This window comes from Gordonia sesuvii (assembly GCF_036350415.1).
Lineage (GTDB): Bacteria > Actinomycetota > Actinomycetes > Mycobacteriales > Mycobacteriaceae > Gordonia > Gordonia sesuvii.
On record NZ_JAZDUF010000004.1, the window covers coordinates 273,501 to 290,584 of the forward strand.

General features: G+C 68.7%; 16 protein-coding genes. 6 read left to right on the forward strand and 10 right to left on the reverse strand.

Going from position 1 to position 17,084, the window contains the following annotated elements:
- Positions 1-122 precede the first annotated feature (122 nt).
- The 3 genes from VZC37_RS15085 (at position 123) to VZC37_RS15095 (ending at position 2,669) form a co-directional block, all read left to right on the forward strand.
- Positions 123-947, forward strand: coding sequence for an alpha/beta fold hydrolase (locus tag VZC37_RS15085; RefSeq protein WP_330433383.1), 825 nt, complete (start codon positions 123-125; stop codon positions 945-947).
- A 115-nt stretch (positions 948-1,062) separates the two neighbouring features.
- Positions 1,063-2,031 carry an NAD(P)-dependent alcohol dehydrogenase gene (locus VZC37_RS15090; RefSeq protein WP_330433384.1) on the forward strand — a complete coding sequence of 323 codons (969 nt, stop codon included), beginning with the start codon at positions 1,063-1,065 and terminating at the stop codon, positions 2,029-2,031.
- Positions 2,032-2,096: 65 nt separating this feature from the next.
- Positions 2,097-2,669, forward strand: coding sequence for a GNAT family N-acetyltransferase (locus VZC37_RS15095; RefSeq protein WP_330433385.1), 573 nt, complete (start codon positions 2,097-2,099; stop codon positions 2,667-2,669).
- On the opposite strand, the gene VZC37_RS15100 is transcribed toward VZC37_RS15095, so the two are convergent.
- Entirely contained in the window at positions 2,666-3,589 is a 924-nt protein-coding gene (locus VZC37_RS15100; protein ID WP_330433386.1) for an NAD(P)-dependent oxidoreductase, read from the reverse strand. The genes VZC37_RS15095 and VZC37_RS15100 overlap by 4 nt on opposite strands.
- 121 nt (positions 3,590-3,710) lie before the next feature.
- Between VZC37_RS15100 and VZC37_RS15105 the strand changes: the two genes are divergently transcribed.
- Complete coding sequence (locus VZC37_RS15105; protein ID WP_330433387.1) at positions 3,711-4,040, forward strand: winged helix-turn-helix transcriptional regulator; 330 nt, start codon at positions 3,711-3,713, stop codon at positions 4,038-4,040.
- Between the two features lie 17 nt (positions 4,041-4,057).
- Here VZC37_RS15105 and VZC37_RS15110 read toward each other — a convergent pair whose 3' ends face one another.
- The 7 genes from VZC37_RS15110 to dinB all read right to left on the reverse strand — a co-directional run bounded on the left by VZC37_RS15110 (position 4,058) and on the right by dinB (position 13,591).
- Complete coding sequence (locus tag VZC37_RS15110) at positions 4,058-4,786, reverse strand: DUF429 domain-containing protein (protein WP_330433388.1); 729 nt, start codon at positions 4,784-4,786, stop codon at positions 4,058-4,060.
- A gap of 206 nt (positions 4,787-4,992) precedes the next feature.
- Positions 4,993-6,291: a TrpB-like pyridoxal phosphate-dependent enzyme gene (locus VZC37_RS15115; RefSeq protein ID WP_330433389.1), complete on the reverse strand. Its 1,299-nt coding sequence runs from the start codon at positions 6,289-6,291 to the stop codon at positions 4,993-4,995.
- Between the two features lie 23 nt (positions 6,292-6,314).
- The gene (gene nhaA / locus VZC37_RS15120; RefSeq protein ID WP_330433390.1) at positions 6,315-8,147 is read right to left on the reverse strand and encodes a Na+/H+ antiporter NhaA; all 1,833 of its coding nucleotides are present in this window, start codon (positions 8,145-8,147) and stop codon (positions 6,315-6,317) included.
- Positions 8,148-8,238: 91 nt separating this feature from the next.
- Positions 8,239-8,907, reverse strand: coding sequence for a response regulator (locus tag VZC37_RS15125; RefSeq protein WP_330433391.1), 669 nt, complete (start codon positions 8,905-8,907; stop codon positions 8,239-8,241).
- Positions 8,904-10,547, reverse strand: a complete 1,644-nt coding sequence (locus VZC37_RS15130) for a sensor histidine kinase (RefSeq protein WP_330433392.1) — start codon at positions 10,545-10,547, stop codon at positions 8,904-8,906. Before VZC37_RS15130 ends, VZC37_RS15125 begins: the two co-directional genes overlap by 4 nt.
- 34 nt (positions 10,548-10,581) lie before the next feature.
- Entirely contained in the window at positions 10,582-12,060 is a 1,479-nt protein-coding gene (locus VZC37_RS15135; RefSeq protein WP_330433393.1) for a CitMHS family transporter, read from the reverse strand.
- Positions 12,061-12,382: 322 nt separating this feature from the next.
- On the reverse strand, positions 12,383-13,591 hold the full coding sequence (gene dinB, locus VZC37_RS15140; protein ID WP_330433394.1) for a DNA polymerase IV: 1,209 nt from the start codon (positions 13,589-13,591) through the stop codon (positions 12,383-12,385).
- Positions 13,592-13,635: 44 nt separating this feature from the next.
- On the opposite strand from dinB, the gene VZC37_RS15145 reads away from it, so the two are divergent.
- On the forward strand, positions 13,636-14,238 hold the full coding sequence (locus VZC37_RS15145; RefSeq protein WP_330433395.1) for a class I SAM-dependent methyltransferase: 603 nt from the start codon (positions 13,636-13,638) through the stop codon (positions 14,236-14,238).
- Positions 14,239-14,241: 3 nt separating this feature from the next.
- On the opposite strand, the gene VZC37_RS15150 is transcribed toward VZC37_RS15145, so the two are convergent.
- Together VZC37_RS15150 and VZC37_RS15155 are read right to left on the reverse strand one after the other, a co-directional pair.
- Complete coding sequence (locus VZC37_RS15150; RefSeq protein ID WP_330433396.1) at positions 14,242-15,507, reverse strand: GAF domain-containing protein; 1,266 nt, start codon at positions 15,505-15,507, stop codon at positions 14,242-14,244.
- 110 nt (positions 15,508-15,617) lie between these two features.
- The gene (locus VZC37_RS15155; protein WP_330433397.1) at positions 15,618-16,463 is read right to left on the reverse strand and encodes a helix-turn-helix domain-containing protein; all 846 of its coding nucleotides are present in this window, start codon (positions 16,461-16,463) and stop codon (positions 15,618-15,620) included.
- Positions 16,464-16,500: 37 nt separating this feature from the next.
- Between VZC37_RS15155 and VZC37_RS15160 the strand changes: the two genes are divergently transcribed.
- The gene (locus VZC37_RS15160; RefSeq protein WP_330433398.1) at positions 16,501-17,079 is read left to right on the forward strand and encodes a TIGR03086 family metal-binding protein; all 579 of its coding nucleotides are present in this window, start codon (positions 16,501-16,503) and stop codon (positions 17,077-17,079) included.
- Positions 17,080-17,084 lie beyond the last annotated feature (5 nt).

Genomic DNA, 17,084 nt, shown 5'->3' on the forward strand with positions numbered 1-17,084 from the left:
GCACCGGAAGAGATGTCGCAAATGGGGGTGTTTGTGGCGCATCGAGTGGGACCGCGGAGCGAGCGCGGCGCGCAGACTGACAGTGCTGGTCACCTCGTCATCACTCTGCGAAGGAGCACCCCATGCCCACCATCACCACCTCCGACGGCGTCGACATCTTCTACAAGGACTGGGGTTCCGGTCAGCCGATCGTGTTCAGCCACGGATGGCCGCTGTCGTCCGACGACTGGGACGCGCAGATGATGTTCTTCCTGGAGCACGGCTATCGGGTGGTGGCCCATGACCGTCGCGGTCACGGGCGGTCCGCTCAGGTCACAGACGGTCACGACATGGACCACTACGCCGACGACATGCGTGCGGTCGTCGAGCATCTGGATCTGACCGACGCCATCCACGTCGGCCATTCCACCGGCGGTGGCGAGATCGCCCGCTACCTCGCCCGGCACGGCGTCGACCGCGCCGCCAAGGCGGTCCTCATCAGCGCGGTGCCGCCCATCATGGTCAAGACCGACAGCAACCCCGACGGACTGCCCAAGGAGGTCTTCGACGACATCCAGACGCAGGTCGCGCAGCGTCGTGCGGACTTCTTCTGGGAGTTCGCCGCCGGACCGTTCTACGGCTACAACCGGGAGGGCGCCGAGCCGTCGCAGGGTGTGATCGCGAACTGGTGGCGCCAAGGGATGATGGGCGGCGCGAAGGCGCATTACGACGGTGTGGTCGCGTTCTCGCAGACCGATTTCACCCCGGACCTGGAGAAGATCGAGATCCCGGTGCTGGTGCTGCACGGCGAGGACGACCAGGTGGTGCCCTACGAGGATGCCGGTGTCCGGTCCGCCGAGTTCTTGCCGAACGGCACGCTCAAAACCTACCCGGGATTCCCGCACGGGATGCCGACGACGGAGGCGGCAACCATCAACGCCGATCTGTTGGAGTTCTTCCGTAGCTGACGCGGGCTCGGACCGACCCCACTGTCGTGTCGTTCCGTGACCAGCCCCTTGACCCTCTGCCGACGCAAGCCGTACCGTTGACCATCGACTTACAGCGTAAGTTTTGGAGCCGACGATGAGGGCATTGACTCAGTGCGAGTACGGCACCAGCGACTGTCTGCACCTGGGCGAGGTGGATCGTCCCTTACCCAAAAGGGACGAGGTTCTGGTGCGGGTGCATGCCGCCGGTCTCGACCGCGGCACCTGGCACCTCATGACGGGCACGCCCTACGTCGCACGCCTCGGACTCGGCCTGCGACGGCCCCGCTGGCCGGTACCCGGCCGTGACCTCGCCGGGGTCGTCGCCGAGGTCGGCCCGGGCGTCGACGTCTGGTCGGTGGGTGATGAGGTGATCGGTACGGCGGGCGGGTCGATGGCCGAGTATGCGGTGGTTCCGGTCAAGCGCCTGGGACGCAAGCCCGCCGGTGTCTCCTTCGATGAGGCTGCGGTGTTGCCGGTGTCGGGACTCACCGCGCTGCAAGGCGTGCGCGACGCGGGTCGGGTGACCTCAGGTGATCGTGTGCTGGTGATCGGCGCATCCGGCGGTGTCGGTTCGTATGCCGTGCAGGTCGCCGCGGGGTTCGGCGCCGACGTGGTTGCCGTGGCCAGCGGTCCGAAATCCGAGCGGGTGCGGTCGCTGGGCGCACAGCAGGTGATCGACTACACCCGCGACGACGTAGACGTCTCGGCCGGCCCGTTCGACGTCATCCTCGACATCGCGGGCAATCGACGCGTCTCGGCCCTGCGTCGCCTGCTGACTCCGAGCGGCACCCTTGTCATAGTCGGCGGAGAAGGCGGCGGAAAAATGTTGGGCGGCATTCAACGTCAGCTCGGCGCGATGCTGCTGTCGCCGTTCGTCAAGCACCGGTTGGTCGGCATCCTGGCCAAGGAGAGCGCCGACGACCTGGCCGTGCTGAGCGGCATGGTCGAGGCAGGCACGTTACGCCCCACCCTGGACCGGACGTTCGCGCTGTCCGAGGCCGCGAAGGCGATGGAGTACCTCACCGAGGGTCAGGTGCGCGGGAAGCTGGCGGTGTCGATCTGACATCGCCCCATGACAGTTCGGAACCTGCCTTGCGGATGGGTCGCCATCCGACCATCCTGGGACGCATGGCCATAGAGGTTCGCCCGGCGACCCGCTTCGCCGACGTCCGCGCAGTCGTCGGGCCCAAGAGTCCCGACGCCAACGTCTGCTGGTGCCTGAGTTATCGGATTCCGAACAAGCTCAATCAGCAGCTCGCCCGTCAGGAACGCGGCGAGTATGTGCGGAAGTTGGTGCGGCGCAAGCCGGCGCCGGGCGTCCTCGCCTACGACGGTGACGAGGTGGTCGGTTGGGCGGCGGTGGCACCGCGCGCCGACACCTCGTTCGCCGGCAACCGCAAGATCCCCCACGTCGACGATCTCGATGTCTGGTCCGTGTGGTGTATCAGGGTCCGTCCCGGCCACCGCAAACAGGGCATCTCCCACGCCCTGCTGGCCGGCGCTGTCGACTTCGCCCGCGACCACGGCGCCCCCGCGATCGAGGGCTACCCGGTCGACAACAAAGGCGAGAAGGTCGACCTGACGATGGCCTACGTCGGCACGCGAAAGTTGTTCGAGGACGGCGGCTTCGAATGGGCTGCCGACACGACGTCGGTGCTCAACCGGTTTCCGCGGGTGCTGATGCGGCGCGACCTCGGTTAGCCGGCGAGCGCGGTGGTCGTCGGAGAGCCCGCTGGCCGGCGAAGAATGTCCACGATCCGGGACCAACTGTCGTCGCCGTGTTCGCGTGCGACGGTCGTGCTCGCCAGGTCGTACATGAGCGCGGGAAGACGTTCGTCGAGCCCGGCGTCCCGCGCGGCGGCGACGATGTGTCCGAGCGCAGCGGCCTCCATGGCGATGCTGTCCTCGATGCCCGGATGCTGTCCGGCATCGACGTCGGCGGCCAGTCCCTCGAAGGTCGCCGGGAGGATGTCCAGCATCTCCTTGGCCTTCGGCACGAAATCGGTTGCGCTGGTACCGGTCGCGGTGACCATCGCAGCCGCGTGCAGGAACGCCGTCATCGCGGTGAAGAAGATCTCCAGCATGGCGGTGTCGAAAGTCGATGCCAGCCCGGGATCGCCACCGACGTACTCCGAACGCGGCGCAAAGGTCTGCAGCACCGCGCGGTGACGGTCGACGAGGTGTCGGGGGCCGCTGTAGAGCACCAGCGCACCCGGCGTCCCGATCACCGGCGTGGGCACCATGATCGCGCCCGGCAGCAGGGCGATTCCCTGCTGCTCGGCCCATCGGGCGGTCTCCCGAGCGTCGTCCGGCGTCGACGAGGCGAGGACGACGACCGTGGTGTCGGCGAATGCCGCCGCGGGAATGGTCTGCAGGAGTTCCCGCGTGGACTGGTGATCACGGAGACACGTGATGACCAGCTGCGCATCTCGTACAACGGTTTCCAGGTCGTCGCCGATGGTGGCACCGTCGGCAGCGAGAGGCTCCGCTTTGGCGCGGGTACGGTTCCACACCGTGAGCGGCACGGACCCGGCGAGCATGGCACCGGCGAGGGCCGTCCCCATCGGGCCGAGTCCTATCAATGCGGTCTGATCGAGCTGAACTGGTGTCGATGTCGTCATGTCTCCATGGTCGACGCGTACCGCTACGGCGACAAGTACCCACTATATTGTGGGGTACTTACCTTGAGGTGGGTGTCATGACCAGGACGGGGCACCCATGAAGAGGACGCAAGGAGGACACATGCCCGAGTTCATCTGTGGTCTCGATGCGGCGGTGGCGGTGATCGGCGGCAAGTGGAAACCGCTGATCCTGTGGGCCCTGAGTGTGGAGCCGCGCCGCACCGGCGAACTGCGCCGTGAGCTCGAGGGCATCTCGGAAAAGGTGCTGACTCAACAGCTCCGGGAATTGGAACGGGACGGCATCATCAACCGGGAGGTGCATCAGGAGGTGCCCCCGAAGGTGGTGTACAGCCTCACGCCGATGGGGGTGACCCTGGATCGGGCGATGGCGTCGCTCGGCGATTGGGGCGAGCAGCACATGGCGGCGATCAGTGCAGCGCGCAGGACATAGTCGGCGGCATTGTCTGCTCACACGAGTTCAGCCAGTGCACAGTCGGGCACGTGAATCCAGCCCTCACGCAACGCGATCGGCCGATCCCCGTCGTCGGGGAGAGTGGTGCGCCCCAGCGCCGCGGCGCGCGCGATGAACGCGGTGACGACGGCGTCGAATGCGTTGTCGTCGGTGACGAGCAGTTCGCGGTGGCCGGCGACGTCGAACCAGGGTGCACGCTCGACGAGGTCCTGATACGACGCCGCCAGCACGGACCGTCGCGCCGGACCTTTGTAGCTGCGGTGGGTGAGGCCCCAGTGGCGCAGTGCCGCAGCCGGATATGCCTCCACCGCCCGGCCGTCGACGCGATCCGACACGCCGAGGTCGGCCAGCAGGCCGACACACCGGAATGCGACATGCGCGATCTGATCCGCGGACACGCTCAGCGGGTTCCCCAGCTTCGCAGACATGACGTGACGGTCGGTCCGGCGGTAGGCCAGTGGTCGGCGCTGCTCGATGTCGTCCAGGCCGCGTCCCGGCCCGAGCTGTCCGCGATGCTGCGCGACGACGAGGTCGACGAAGTCGTCGGGCCACCCGAACGGTGCATCGATCCCGATCCGGTCGGCCCCTGCGGTCAGGTCGACGATTCGCGCGTCGTCGGCGGGCATGACGAGATCCGTCAGCCGCGCTGCACCGGTCGACCAGTCGACCACGGCAACGGCCGTCCGCGCCGGGGACGCCGCGAGATCGATTCCGACGGTGCGCATTTCACCTACCCTTCGTGACGGCCCTCCGCTAGCGCTCCGGGCCTCCTCAGGGAGCAGGTGGGAACCCCGGTCCGTGAGGAGCGAGCTTGCGAGCGTCACCCCGGTCCCTGAGGAGCGAGCCTGCGAGCGTCACGAAGGGCCCCTTCGTGACGCCTCGCTCGTTCCTCACGAGGCTCCTCAGGGAACAGGGGGCATCGCGTCGGGGGTCAGAACTTCCCGTCGAGGAACTCGGCGTACGCAGGCAGATCGAGCTGACCGTGCCCGGACAAGCCGATCACCACGACCTCCTCCTTGTCGCTGTCGGCGACGTGGGCGGCGCATGCGGCGATCGCGTGCGTCGACTCCGGGGCCGGCACGATGCCCTGGGTCCGCGCGAACTGCACACCCGCGCTGAACGCGTCGTGTTGGCTGATCGCGACTCCCTCGACCAGTCCGAGTTCGACGGTGTGGCTGAGCGCGGGGGCCATTCCGTGATAGCGCAGGCCGCCCGCGTGGATCGGGTCGGGCACGAAATCCATTCCCAGCGTGTGCATCTTGAGCAGTGGCGTCAGGCCGGCTACGTCGCCGTGATCGTAGCGGTACTCGCCCTGGGTGATGGACGGGCATGCGGCGGGTTCGGCGGCCACGACCCGCGGGTTCGACCTACCGTGGATCTTCTCCCGCAGGAACGGGAAAGACAGGCCGGCGAGGTTGGAACCGCCTCCGGCGCAACCGAACACGACGTCTGCGCCGCTCTCGATCTCGTTGAGCTGGGCGACCGCCTCCTGCCCGATCACGCTCTGGTGCAACACCACATGGTTGAGGACACTGCCGAGGGCGTAGCGGGCATCCGGGTCGGCGGCCGCCACCTCGACGGCCTCGCTGACCGCCATGCCGAGGCTGCCGGTGGTGTTCGGGTCCTTGGCGAGCATCGCACGTCCCGATTCGGTGAGGTCCGACGGCGACGGATGCAGCGTGCCGCCGTATGTGCGGATCAGGTGGCCGCGGTAGGGCTTGGAGTCGTAGGACGCCCGGACCTGCCACACCTCGATGTCGATGCCGAACTGGGCGCCGGCGAACGCCAGCGCACTGCCCCACTGGCCCGCACCGGTCTCCGTGGTCAGCTTCCGCACACCGTCGACGCTGTTGTAGTAGGCCTGCGCGACCGCGGAGTTGGTCTTGTGGCTGCCGACCGGGCTGACGCCCTCGTACTTGACGTAGATGCGCGCCTTGGTGTTGAGCGCCTCCTCGAACCGGCGCGCGCGGATCAGCGGCGACGGCCGCCACATGCGGTAGATCTCGCGGACCGGTTCGGGGATCTCGATGTAGGGCTCGGTCGACACCTCCTGGGCGATGAGCCCGCCCGGGAACAGCGCGACCAGGTCGTCGGGACCGACCGGTTCCTTGGTACCCGGGTGCATATGGGGCGGGATCGGGGTCTCGAGTTCGGCCGCGAGGTTGTACCAGTGCGTGGGCACCCCCACGGTGACCAGCTCGGGGTTGGTGGCGTCCACGTTCATCGTCATGGGGCCACGATAGCGGCCGCCCCCTACGACCTCCGCCGCGCCGCCGACGTCGCTTCCTCCGCTTGTTCGAGCTCGTCGATCAGGGTGCGGGCGTCGTGGGGTCCGCGATGGCGGTGTCCGTTGAGGAAGAAGGTCGGGGTGCCGCGGGCGCCACTGGCGAACGCGCTCTGTTCGTCGGCGGCGATGACCGTCGCGATCTCCTCGCTCTCCAGGTCCGCGACGAACTGGTTCACGTCCAACTCGAGGCGTTCGGCGTAGACGATCAGGTGCTCGGCCTCGAGTTCGGCCTGGTTGGCGAACAGCACGTCGTGCATCTCCCAGAACTTGCCCTGCCGGGCCGCCGCCTCTGCCGCGGTCGCGGCGAGCATCGCGTGCGGGTGGTAGTCGAGCAGCGGCAGGTGTCGCACGATGTAGCGGACGCGGTCGCCGAAGTGTGCGTGTACGTCGTTCCACATGCCGGTGGTGCGGGCGCAGAACGGGCATTCGAAATCCAGGAACTCCACGACGGTCAGCGGCGCGTCGACCGGGCCGCGGATGTGGTCGATGACGAGGTCCACCGGCGGATCCAGCGTCACCGGCAGGTCGGCCGACGTCTCCCCCCATTTCACCCGGGCCCGTGTGAAGATCAGCCAGCCCAACAAGGTCGCGCCCACCATGGCGGTGAGCACACCGACCGTCGCCTTGGCGGCGTCGTCGCCGTCGGTGAATGCCAGCCCGACGATGAGCAGGGAGACGGTGAAGCCGATTCCGGACAGCGCCGCGCCGCCGAGGATGCTGCCCGGCCCGACGCCGTCGGGCAGCTTGCCCAGGCCGGCTCGGATCGCCAGCCACGTTCCCAAGGCGATGCCGACGAGCTTGCCGAAGACCAGACCGATCACCACACCCCACGTGATCGACGACGTGAACGCCTCGGCGAGCACACCGCCGCCCAGGTCGATACCGGCGTTGGCCAGCGCGAACACGGGGACGACGAACAGCGACACCGGTGCGCGCAGCACGTCGTGCAGGCGTTCGTTAACCGAGATCGACCGGGCGAGGCCGCGGCGCGCAGTGCGCGCGACGGTGGCCTCCGGCGACTGCCAGTAGGCCCGGAACAGGGTTTTGGCCCGTTCCACATGACCTCGTTCGGTGGGCCGCGCGGGCACCAGCAGGCCGGCGGCCATGCCGGCCAGGGACGGGTGGACACCGGAATCGAGGGTGGCCACCCAGACGATGATGACCAGCAGGACGTACGGGGTGCTGCGCCATTCGGACGTTTTCGAGAGCAGCCACAGTCCGACCAGGCCGGCGAGGGCGACGAGCAGCGGGCCGACCTTCAGGTCCTCGGTGTAGACGACACCGATGATCGAGACGGCGAGGAAGTCGTCGACGACGGTGAGCGTCAGCAGGAAGATCCGCAGCTGGTTGGACATCCGCGGACCGACGATCGCGAGGGCGCCGAGCAGGAAGGCGGTGTCGGTGCCGACCACCACACCCCATCCGTCGACGGCGTCGCGGCCGGCGATCGCGAGGTAGACGAGCGCGGGCACGATCACCCCGGCCACGCCGGCGGCCATCGGCACCATCGCGCGGCGTCGGTCGCGCAGTGACCCGACGGCGAACTCCTGGCGCACCTCGAGTCCGATGACGAAGAAGAACAGGACCATCAGGCCGTCGTTGACCCAGTGATGCAGTTCCATCTCGTAGTCGTGCTCGCCGAACACGACACCGAGGTGGGTGTGCCACAACTCTTCGTACGAGTCGCCCATCGGCGAGTTCGCCCAGAGCAGCGCGACGATCGTCACGGCGACCAACAGCGCGGCGCTCCCGGATTCGGTGCGCAGCCACTCGCCCATCCGTCGGGCCTTCACCACCACCTCGGCCGCTCCTCTCGAGTGCGGCCGACCGGCGGCCACATCCGAGATAGAACGTTAATCCGTCGGCGGGGGCGATGCTGTGGGCCGGCAGTCACCGGGCGAGTCGGTACTCCTGCCTGGGTCGTCCCGTGGTGCCGTACTGCAGCGACATGGCGAGCCGCCCCGTGGACACGAGGTGGGCGAGGTGCCGGCGTGCGGTGGCGGGTGACACCCCGACCGCCGAGGACACCTGGTCGGCGAACATCGGCCCCTCGGACTCGGCGAACAGTTCCAAGATGCGCTGCTCGGTGTGCGAGCCGGTCTCCGCCCGATCCGATCCCCGACCGCCGAATCGCAACGCCGACAACGCCGAATCGACGGCATGTTGGTCGACGACGTCGGCGGCGAGCACCCGTCGGTACTGCGCATATCCGGCGAGCCGGCGGGCGAGTTCGGTGTCGTCGAACGGCTTGATCATGTAGGCCAGCGCGCCGGCACGCATCGCGGCCCGCACGGCACCGGCGTCGGTCTCGGCACCGACGATGAAAGTGTCACAGGGCAGTTCGCCGACCAGATCGATGCCGGATCCGTCCGGCAGGTACACGTCGAGCAGCGCCAGGTCGATGTCGCTGCCGTGATTGGCCAGCGCTGCGCGCGCCGCGGCGATGCTGCCGGCCCGGTCGAGGACCCGAAAGCCCCGCACGGCGTCGACGATGCTCGCGTGCAGTGCGGCGACCCGGAAGTCGTCGTCGACGATCAGGACACCCAGCTCGTCGGTCACCTGATCTCTCCTTCCGACGCATCCATCACCCCGGGCAGTCGCGCCACCAGCACCGCGCCCGCGCCGTCGCCACCCGGGTCGGCGACCCAGATGTCCCCACCGATGCGTCGGACGAGTTGTCGCGACAGCGCGAGACCCATACCCCGTCCGCCCGGCACGGTGGGATCGGTCTTGGTGGTGACGCCCTCGGCGAAGATCTCGTCCGGGTCGTCGAACGCGATTCCCGGACCCGAGTCGGCGACGCTGATCAACAGGTCGTCACCGTCGGTGATCACCTCGACCTCGACGGACCCGGGCCGATCGGGACCGGTGTGGCCGGTGCCGGTGTGGGCACACGCGTCGATGGCATTGTCGACGAGGTTACCCACAACGGTCGTCGCCATCACCGGGTCGCGCAAGCTGCCCTGCACCCAGGTCTGGTCCCCGAGCGTCAGTGTTGTGGCGCGTTCGCGCGCGTGGGCGGCCTTGGCGTCGAGAAACGCCTGCAGATGCGGCTCGCCGACGTTGTCGAGGCCGTCGAGCAGCGCCCCCTGCGGCCCGCCGCCGCCCAGTTCGTCCAGGTACTCGAGGGCTTCGTCGGTGTGGCCGTGCCGCAGCAGACCGGCGAGAACATGCATGCGGTTGGCGGTCTCGTGGCGGTGCGCCCGCAGCGCGGTACTCATCGCCCGGATCGAGTCGACCTCGCGGGTCAGGCGCTCCACATCGGTGCGGTCGACCACCGAGAGCACCATGCCGAGGTCGCGGCCGTCGGCTTCGACGGTGTGCGAGCTGACCAGTACCACCCTGTCCCCGATGCCCGCGGCGATCGGATCGGCGGTCGGCCGGGCGAGGACACCGCGGATACGTGGGCTCAGGTCGAGGTCGTCGACGCGGGCGCCGATCGGGTCGGAGACGTCGAGGAGGCGGCGGGCGGTGTCGTTGGCGACCCGCACGACTCCGTCGCTGTCGACCGCGAGCACACCGTCGGCGATCGAGTGCAGCACCGCGCCTTGTTCACGCACCAATTCGGTGAGCTCGTCAGGTTCCAACCCGAGGGTCAACCGCCGCCAGCGGCGGGCGAGCAGCATCGAGCCGAGCGCGCCGACCCCCAGCGCAGCCGCCGCGATAATGCCGGTCGCGACGACGTCGCGGCGTGTCTCGGTGGCCAGACGTTCGGTGGAGACCCCGACGCTGACGAATCCGACGACCTGCCCGTCGTCGACGACCGGGACCTTGGCCCGCACCGATTCACCCAGCGTGCCGCGGTCGGTGGTGACCTCCTCCGCACCGGCCAACGCGGCGGACGGATCGGTCGACACCGGGTCGCCGAGCTGGTCGTCTTCGGGATGCGCCAGGCGAAGACCGGCCGTGTTGCCGATGACCACGAACAAGGCGCCGGTGCGGTCGCGGACCGCGTTCGCCTCGGTCTGGAGTGGACCGGCCGCCAGCTCGGCCGGGTCGAGGTTGCCACCCTGCCGGGCCGCCACCTCGTCGGCGACCGTCGCGTCGGCGGCTACCGACTGGGCGATGGCGAGCGCACGCTGCGCGTATTCGTCGCGGACGCGGTCGTCGGCGCCGGAGATCACCAGCCCGAAACCGACGGCAAGGCTGACCGCGATGACCGCGAGTTGCAGGAGCAGTACCTGCGTTCGCAAGCGCATACGGCCAGCCTATTCGCCGGTGCAGTGCGTCAGATCAGAACGGGATCGCGCCGATCAGGCAGCCGACACCCAGCATCACGAGCGACACCGCGGCCGCCCGCCACAGCACCTTCTTGTGGTGATCGGCCAGTCCGACCCCGGCCAGCGCGACGAGCAGCAGGATCGCCGGGACCAGCGGGCTCTGCATGTGGAACGGCTGTCCGGTGATGGATGCCCGGGCCATCTCGGCGGGATCGATGCCGTAGCGGGTCGCCGTCTCCGACAACACCGGCAGCACGCCGAAGTAGAAGGCGTCGTTGCTCATCAGGAAGGTCAGCGGGATCGACAGGATTCCGATGACGACGGCCATGTGCGGGCCCATCCAGTCGGGGATGCCGGAGGCCAGCCAGCGGGCGATGGCGTCGACCATGCCGGTGCCACTGAACACGCCGGTCAGCACCGCCGCCGCGAGCACCATCGCCACCACGGACACGATGCTCGACGAGTGCCGGGTGATGGCCTCCTGCTGATCCTTCAGGTGCGGGAAGTTGACGGCCAACGCGATACCGGCGGCGATCATGAACAGCACCGGGATGGAGACGATGTCGAGGCCCAGAACGGCCAGCAGGGCGATGGTCAGGCCGGCGTTCACCCAGAACAGTTTGGGCCGCAGTGTTTTCCGATTCGGGTCGAGGATTCCGGTGAATGCGGACGCGGCCGGGTCGTCGTCGTTGGCGTCACCGGCGGCCGGGAGGTCGCGCGTGGACGGGCCGGAGTTGTCGGGACCGTCGGCGGAACCGCCTGTGGCCGAGGAGCTCCCGCCGAAGCGGCGGCTGCGGGGCGGGACGTCGGTGCCCGATCCGCCGGCCGCCACCAACACCTCGTCGCGGGGCATCAGCAACGATTCCTTGATCTCGATCTGTCCGATGCGACGACGTTCCAGCACACCGAGGTGGAAGGCGAACAGCAGGACCACCACCAGGCCCGCGGCGAGCGCCGGAACCATCGGCAGGAAGACCGAATTGGTGTCGAGACCGAGCGCGCTGGCCGCACGGGCGGTGGGGCCGCCCCACGGCAGGATGTTCATGGTGCCGTTGGCCAGGCCGGCGACGACGGTCAGGACGACCGGGCTCACACCGAGTTTCAGGTACAACGGCAGCATTGCGGCGGTGGTGACGATGAACGTCGTCGAGCCGTCGCCGTCGAGCGAGATCAGCATCGCGAGCACTGCGGTACCGACAACCAGCCGGGCCGGGTCGTTGCGGACCGCGCGCACGATGACCCGGATGATCGGGTCGAAGAGGCCGACGTCGATCATGATCCCGAAGAAGATGATCGCGAAGAACAGCATCGCCGCGGTCGGGGCGAGGTCCTCGACGCCGCCTATGATCATGTCGCTGATGTCGAGGCCGGCGCCCGCGAACAGGCCGAACGCCACCGGCACCAGGATCAGGGCGACCACCGGTGTCGCCCGTTTGGTGATGATCAGGAACATGAAGGTGGCCACCATTCCGAGGCCGAGTGCTACCAACATTGCCGTGCTCTTTCTGCGTGGGGGACGGCCCGGGGTGCGCCGCAGTCGGGGCGTATCGGCCGTTACAGGAGCAGTCTTCGGGTAACCGGCGTCACAGTCACTGTTGTGCTCATAAGTCGTCTTTTGCGCGTTTTGCGCAGGGGTGTCCAGCCGCTATCGAGTAGCGGGCCCCACCCCCCGCTGATCGAGTAGGTGACGAGCGGCAGCGAGGAGCCGTATCGAGATCTAGTGCGGTGCAGGGAATCTCGATACGCGTTCTCGCTGTCGCTCGCCCGCTACTCGATCAGCGGGAAAGCTCAGCGGGAAGGTCAGCGAGGGCGGCTCAGTCCGGCAGCATCGGCGCGTCGTCGCCATGGTGGCGGCCGACGAGGACCGCTCTGGTCACCGCGTCGCGCCCGAACCGGTTGCGCAGCGCGTCCATCGCGATGTCGAGGTCGGCGGCGTGATCGGATTCGAACGGCAGGCTCAGTTGCACACTGTCGCGGTCGTCGAGATTGGTGAGCGACAACCCGATGAGCGTGCACCCCTGGTCCCGGATCAGTGGCATCGCGTCGTCGAGCAGACCGCGGGCCACGGCCATGATGATGTCGGTGCGGTCGGTCGGTTCGAGAAAGGACCGCGACCGGGTGGCGCGGCTGAAGTCGTCGAACCTCAGCCGCAGAACCACGGTCCGGCACACCCGTTCGGCGCCACGCAAACGCTTGCCGAGACGTTCGACGATCGCGACCAGCGTCGCCTCGATGTCGGCCTCGTTCTTGGGGCGCCGACCCAGGGCACGCTGCGATCCGATCGATCGACGCCGACGCCCGGTCTCCACCCGCCGCGGGTCACGGGCCATCGACAGCGCGTACAGATGGCGGCCGGAACCCCTACCGAGCAGGCCGCACAGGGAGTGTTCGCCGAAGGACGCGAGGTCGCCGACGGTACGGATGCCCGCATCGGCGAGTTTGGCCTCCGTGATCGCGCCGACTCCCCACAGTCGCCGCACCGGCAACGGATGCAGGAAGTCGATCTCGGTACCGGGGGCCACTTCGAGGAGCCCGTCGGGCTTGGCGACCGCGCTGGCGACCTTGGCGAGGAACTTGGTGCGGGCGATGCCGACCGTGATGGGCAGCCCCACCTCGGTGGCGACCCGGTCCCGCAGGCGGGCGCCGATCTGGACCGGCGACCCGCTGATGCGGCCAAGCCCGCCGACGTCCATGAATGCCTCGTCGACGGAGATGCCCTCGACGACGGGCGTGATGTCGTCGAAGATCTCGAACACCGCCCGGCTGGCCTCCATGTAGGCGTCGAACCGGGGCCGCACCTCGATGGCATCGGGACACAACGCCCGCGCCTCCCGGCCCGGCATCGGAGTTCGCACGCCGCGCGCCTTCGCTTCGTAACTGGCCGCGAGCACCACACCGCCGCCGACGATGACCGGCCGGCCGCGCAGCCGGGGATCGTCCCGCTGCTCCACCGAGGCGTAGAAGGAGTCCAGATCGGCATGCAGGATCGTCGCCTCCGACCTCTCCTTACGCTCGATGCGCATAGAACGTATGTTCGCATGGATCTCCGACAAGTACGGTCGAAGGCATGGGTGAGCACAAAGACTTCGACGGCGCCAACGAATGGGACGAGCGCTACAGCAGCTCCGATCGACTGTGGACCGCGGACGTCAACCCGGCACTGATCGCGGAGATCTCCGACGTCGCGCCCGGCACCGCCCTGGACGTCGGCTCCGGTGAGGGGGCCGACGCGCGCTGGCTCGCCGACCACGGCTGGCAGGTGCTCGCGATCGACATCTCACAGGTGGCGATCGACCGGGCCCGTGAGATGGACCCGCGCGAGTCGACCACGTGGCTGCAGGCCGACCTCACCACCGACGCGATCCCGGGCCGCGACTTCGGCCTGGTGTCGTTGCAATACTTCCCCGTGCCTCGGTCCGACGAGACCACGATGCGCCGCATCATCGACGCGGTCGGGCCGGGCGGGCGGCTGCTGATGGTGTCCCACGAGGCCGAGGGCATCCGCGCTCATGGCCGCAACCCGGACGACTACTTCCAGCCCGCCGACGTCGCGGCGCTACTCGGCGCCGGCTGGACGGTGCTCACCGACGAGACCCGCGAACGCGGTGTGGCCGCGGGCGGCGGCGCCCACACACACGACGTGGTGCTACACGCACAGCGCGACGCCTGAGCGCTACACCCCGTACCGCTTGTCCAGCAGGCGAATACGCCCGCCGACGACGGCTCGGTCCGGATGGCCGGACGGCAGACGGTGTTCGAGCCGACGCCAGGCGACCAGGTCGTCGCGGCCGTGCGCCGACGACGTCCACTTCCGCAGCGCCGCGATGTCACCGTCGGCGATGATGCGCGAGCGGAGATCCTCCCGGATCTCCTCGAACAACTCCACCACCCCCGGGGCCGACGACTCGGCCAGCAGACCGCCGCGACCCAGAACGTCGACAGCGGCCGTCAACTCGGACCCTGCCCCCACCTGCTTCCGCAGTTCGGACACATCGGACGACATCTGCGCGGTCAGCCGGTACGGGCGAGACGCCACCACATCGGTACCCAAGTCCCTTCGCAGCCGGGAGATCTCGGCTCGCACCGTGACCGGGTCGATCCCGTCCTCGGCGAGCAACAGGGCCAGTTGTTCGGTGTTGAGACCCTCCGGGTAGGCCTCCAGGAGCAGCAGGATCTCGGCGTGACGTCGCGAGAGACCACGAGCCGAGTCGCCCGCCCGACGCCAGGTGTACGACGAGCCACCGAGCACGGACAGCCGCGCGTCCGCGGCCCCGGAGAACGTCGCCGGATCACCCAGATCAACTGCACGAGAACGTAGTTCCCGCTCCACCGCAGCCACCACCGACCGGACCGCGGCCAGCGCAAACGGCGCGGCGACCTCACGCCCACCGGTCACATCGACCACGCCGATGACGTGACCGGTCGTCGGGTCGTGGACCGGGGCAGCGGCGCAACTCCACTGCTGTACCGGTCCGGCGAAATGCTCCGGTCCCACCACCTGCACGCCGCGGTCGACGGCGAGCGCGAGTCCCGGGGCATTGGTCCCGACGATGTCCTCGCTCCACATCGAGCCCTCGACGAAGTTGATGTCGGCGGCCTTGTCGCGCGCGTCGGTGGCGCCTTCGACCCAGAGCAGCCGGCCCACCTGGTCGGTGAGCGCGACGACGACGCCGGTGTCGGCGATGTCGTCGAGCATGAGCGACTGGACCAACGGGCGGACCGCGGTGATGGGATGTGCGGCGCGGTACTCGGCGAACTCGGCCGCGGTCATCGACACGGCGTCGGGCATCGCCTCACCGGGGTCGACGCCCCGTTCGAGCGACCTCGCCCACGAGTCCCGCACCAGCGACCGGACGGAATCCGCTGGTGGGGCGACCCCGGACAGAAAGTCTTCGTAGGCCTGTCGAACACGCGAAGACGACGACGCGATATCGCTCATCGGTCCTCCGTCGTGTGCCTCGTGTGGCCCCGGTATCTGTGCGTGCCGCGCCTGATGTGATCGGAGCAACACGACCCCCGTCCAGCAACCCTAGCGCGCTGGTTGTTCCGCTACGCGAATCGCGAGGCGAACTGCCCCGGCGTCATCCCGGTGACCGCCCGGAAATCGCGCACCAGATGGGCCTCGTCGGCGTAACCCAGTTCGGCGGCGATCAGCGCGAGGGTGGTGTCGGCCGACCGCAGCCGCCCGGCGGCCTCCTGCAGGCGACGCCGCTGGATCAGCCACTTCGGGGTGAGGCCGAGACGTCGGTGGGTGAGGCGCTGCAGAGTTCGCTCGGTGACGTGGAATCGATCGCAGATCTGCGTCACCGAGGTCACCGACGGGTCGCTCTCGACGAACTCGACGATGCCGTTGACCAGCATTCCGTCATCATCGACCGGCAGATATCCCCGCATCCACGTCTCCACCAGGTCGGTCGCCGCGCGTTGATTCGACTCGTCGAGCGGATCGGCCGACATGACCGACCGGATGTCGTCGGTGAGGACGGCACCCGCGGTCCCCGCCACCTCCGGCAAGGTCCCGAAACGATCGGTCCAGTCGGCGACCGGTCCGCCCACGATCAGACCGCCCGCCGCCGGCGACAGCATGGTGCCGATCGCCCAGCCTCGACCCGTCAGAACAGTCTCCGACAGACCGGTGGCCACGCCGTAGAACCGCGCGTACTCGGCGGTCACCACCACCAGACACACCGGGTACTGCAGCACCCGCTGGGGAGCCTCGGCACCGGCCGGCACCGACCACACCGGCACCCAGAACCGCCGGATCAGGTCGGTCAGGTCGGGGGACGCCGCCCACCGCCCGATGGCGAATGACGTGTCGGCCGGATCGACGAGGTGGGCCCGTTCCACGTCGTCGAGCCGGTCGCCGGCCTGCCCGGCTGATCTGTCGGATTTCATCAATCCCCGCTCCGGTCGGTCTCGTTACGTTTCCATCATGACCACTTCATCTGACACCGCACCCGCTATGAACACCGACGTGAGCAGTCGGTACCGCTCGTTGGCCGACGGCTTCGGCGCTGTCCTCGACGCGGCACCGGCCGACCGCTGGTCGTCGCCATCCCCGTGTGACGGCTGGACCGCGCGCGACGTCGTCGCGCACGTCATCGACACCCAGCGCGACTTCTTCACGACACACAGGATCGACCTCGGTCCCCGACCCGGTCTCGATGATCCGGCAGCCGCGTGGCGGACGCACAGCGACGTCGTCGCCGACCGACTCGCCGATCCCGCGGTCGGCGCCACGCCCTTCGACGGCCACTTCGGACCCACCACCGTCGGCGAGACCCTCATGCGGTTCTACGGCTTCGACATGGTGGCGCACCGGTGGGATGTGGCGACCGCCGTCGGCAACGACGTCCGGTTCACCGACGACGAGCTGTCGCTGATGGAGACCGCCGCCGACGGGTTCGGTCCGGCGCTCTACGGGGAGGGCGTGTGCAAGTCCGGCGTCGACGTTCCCGCTGATGCGGACCGACAGACGCGACTGCTGGCCAAGCTCGGCCGGTCGGCGTGACCTGA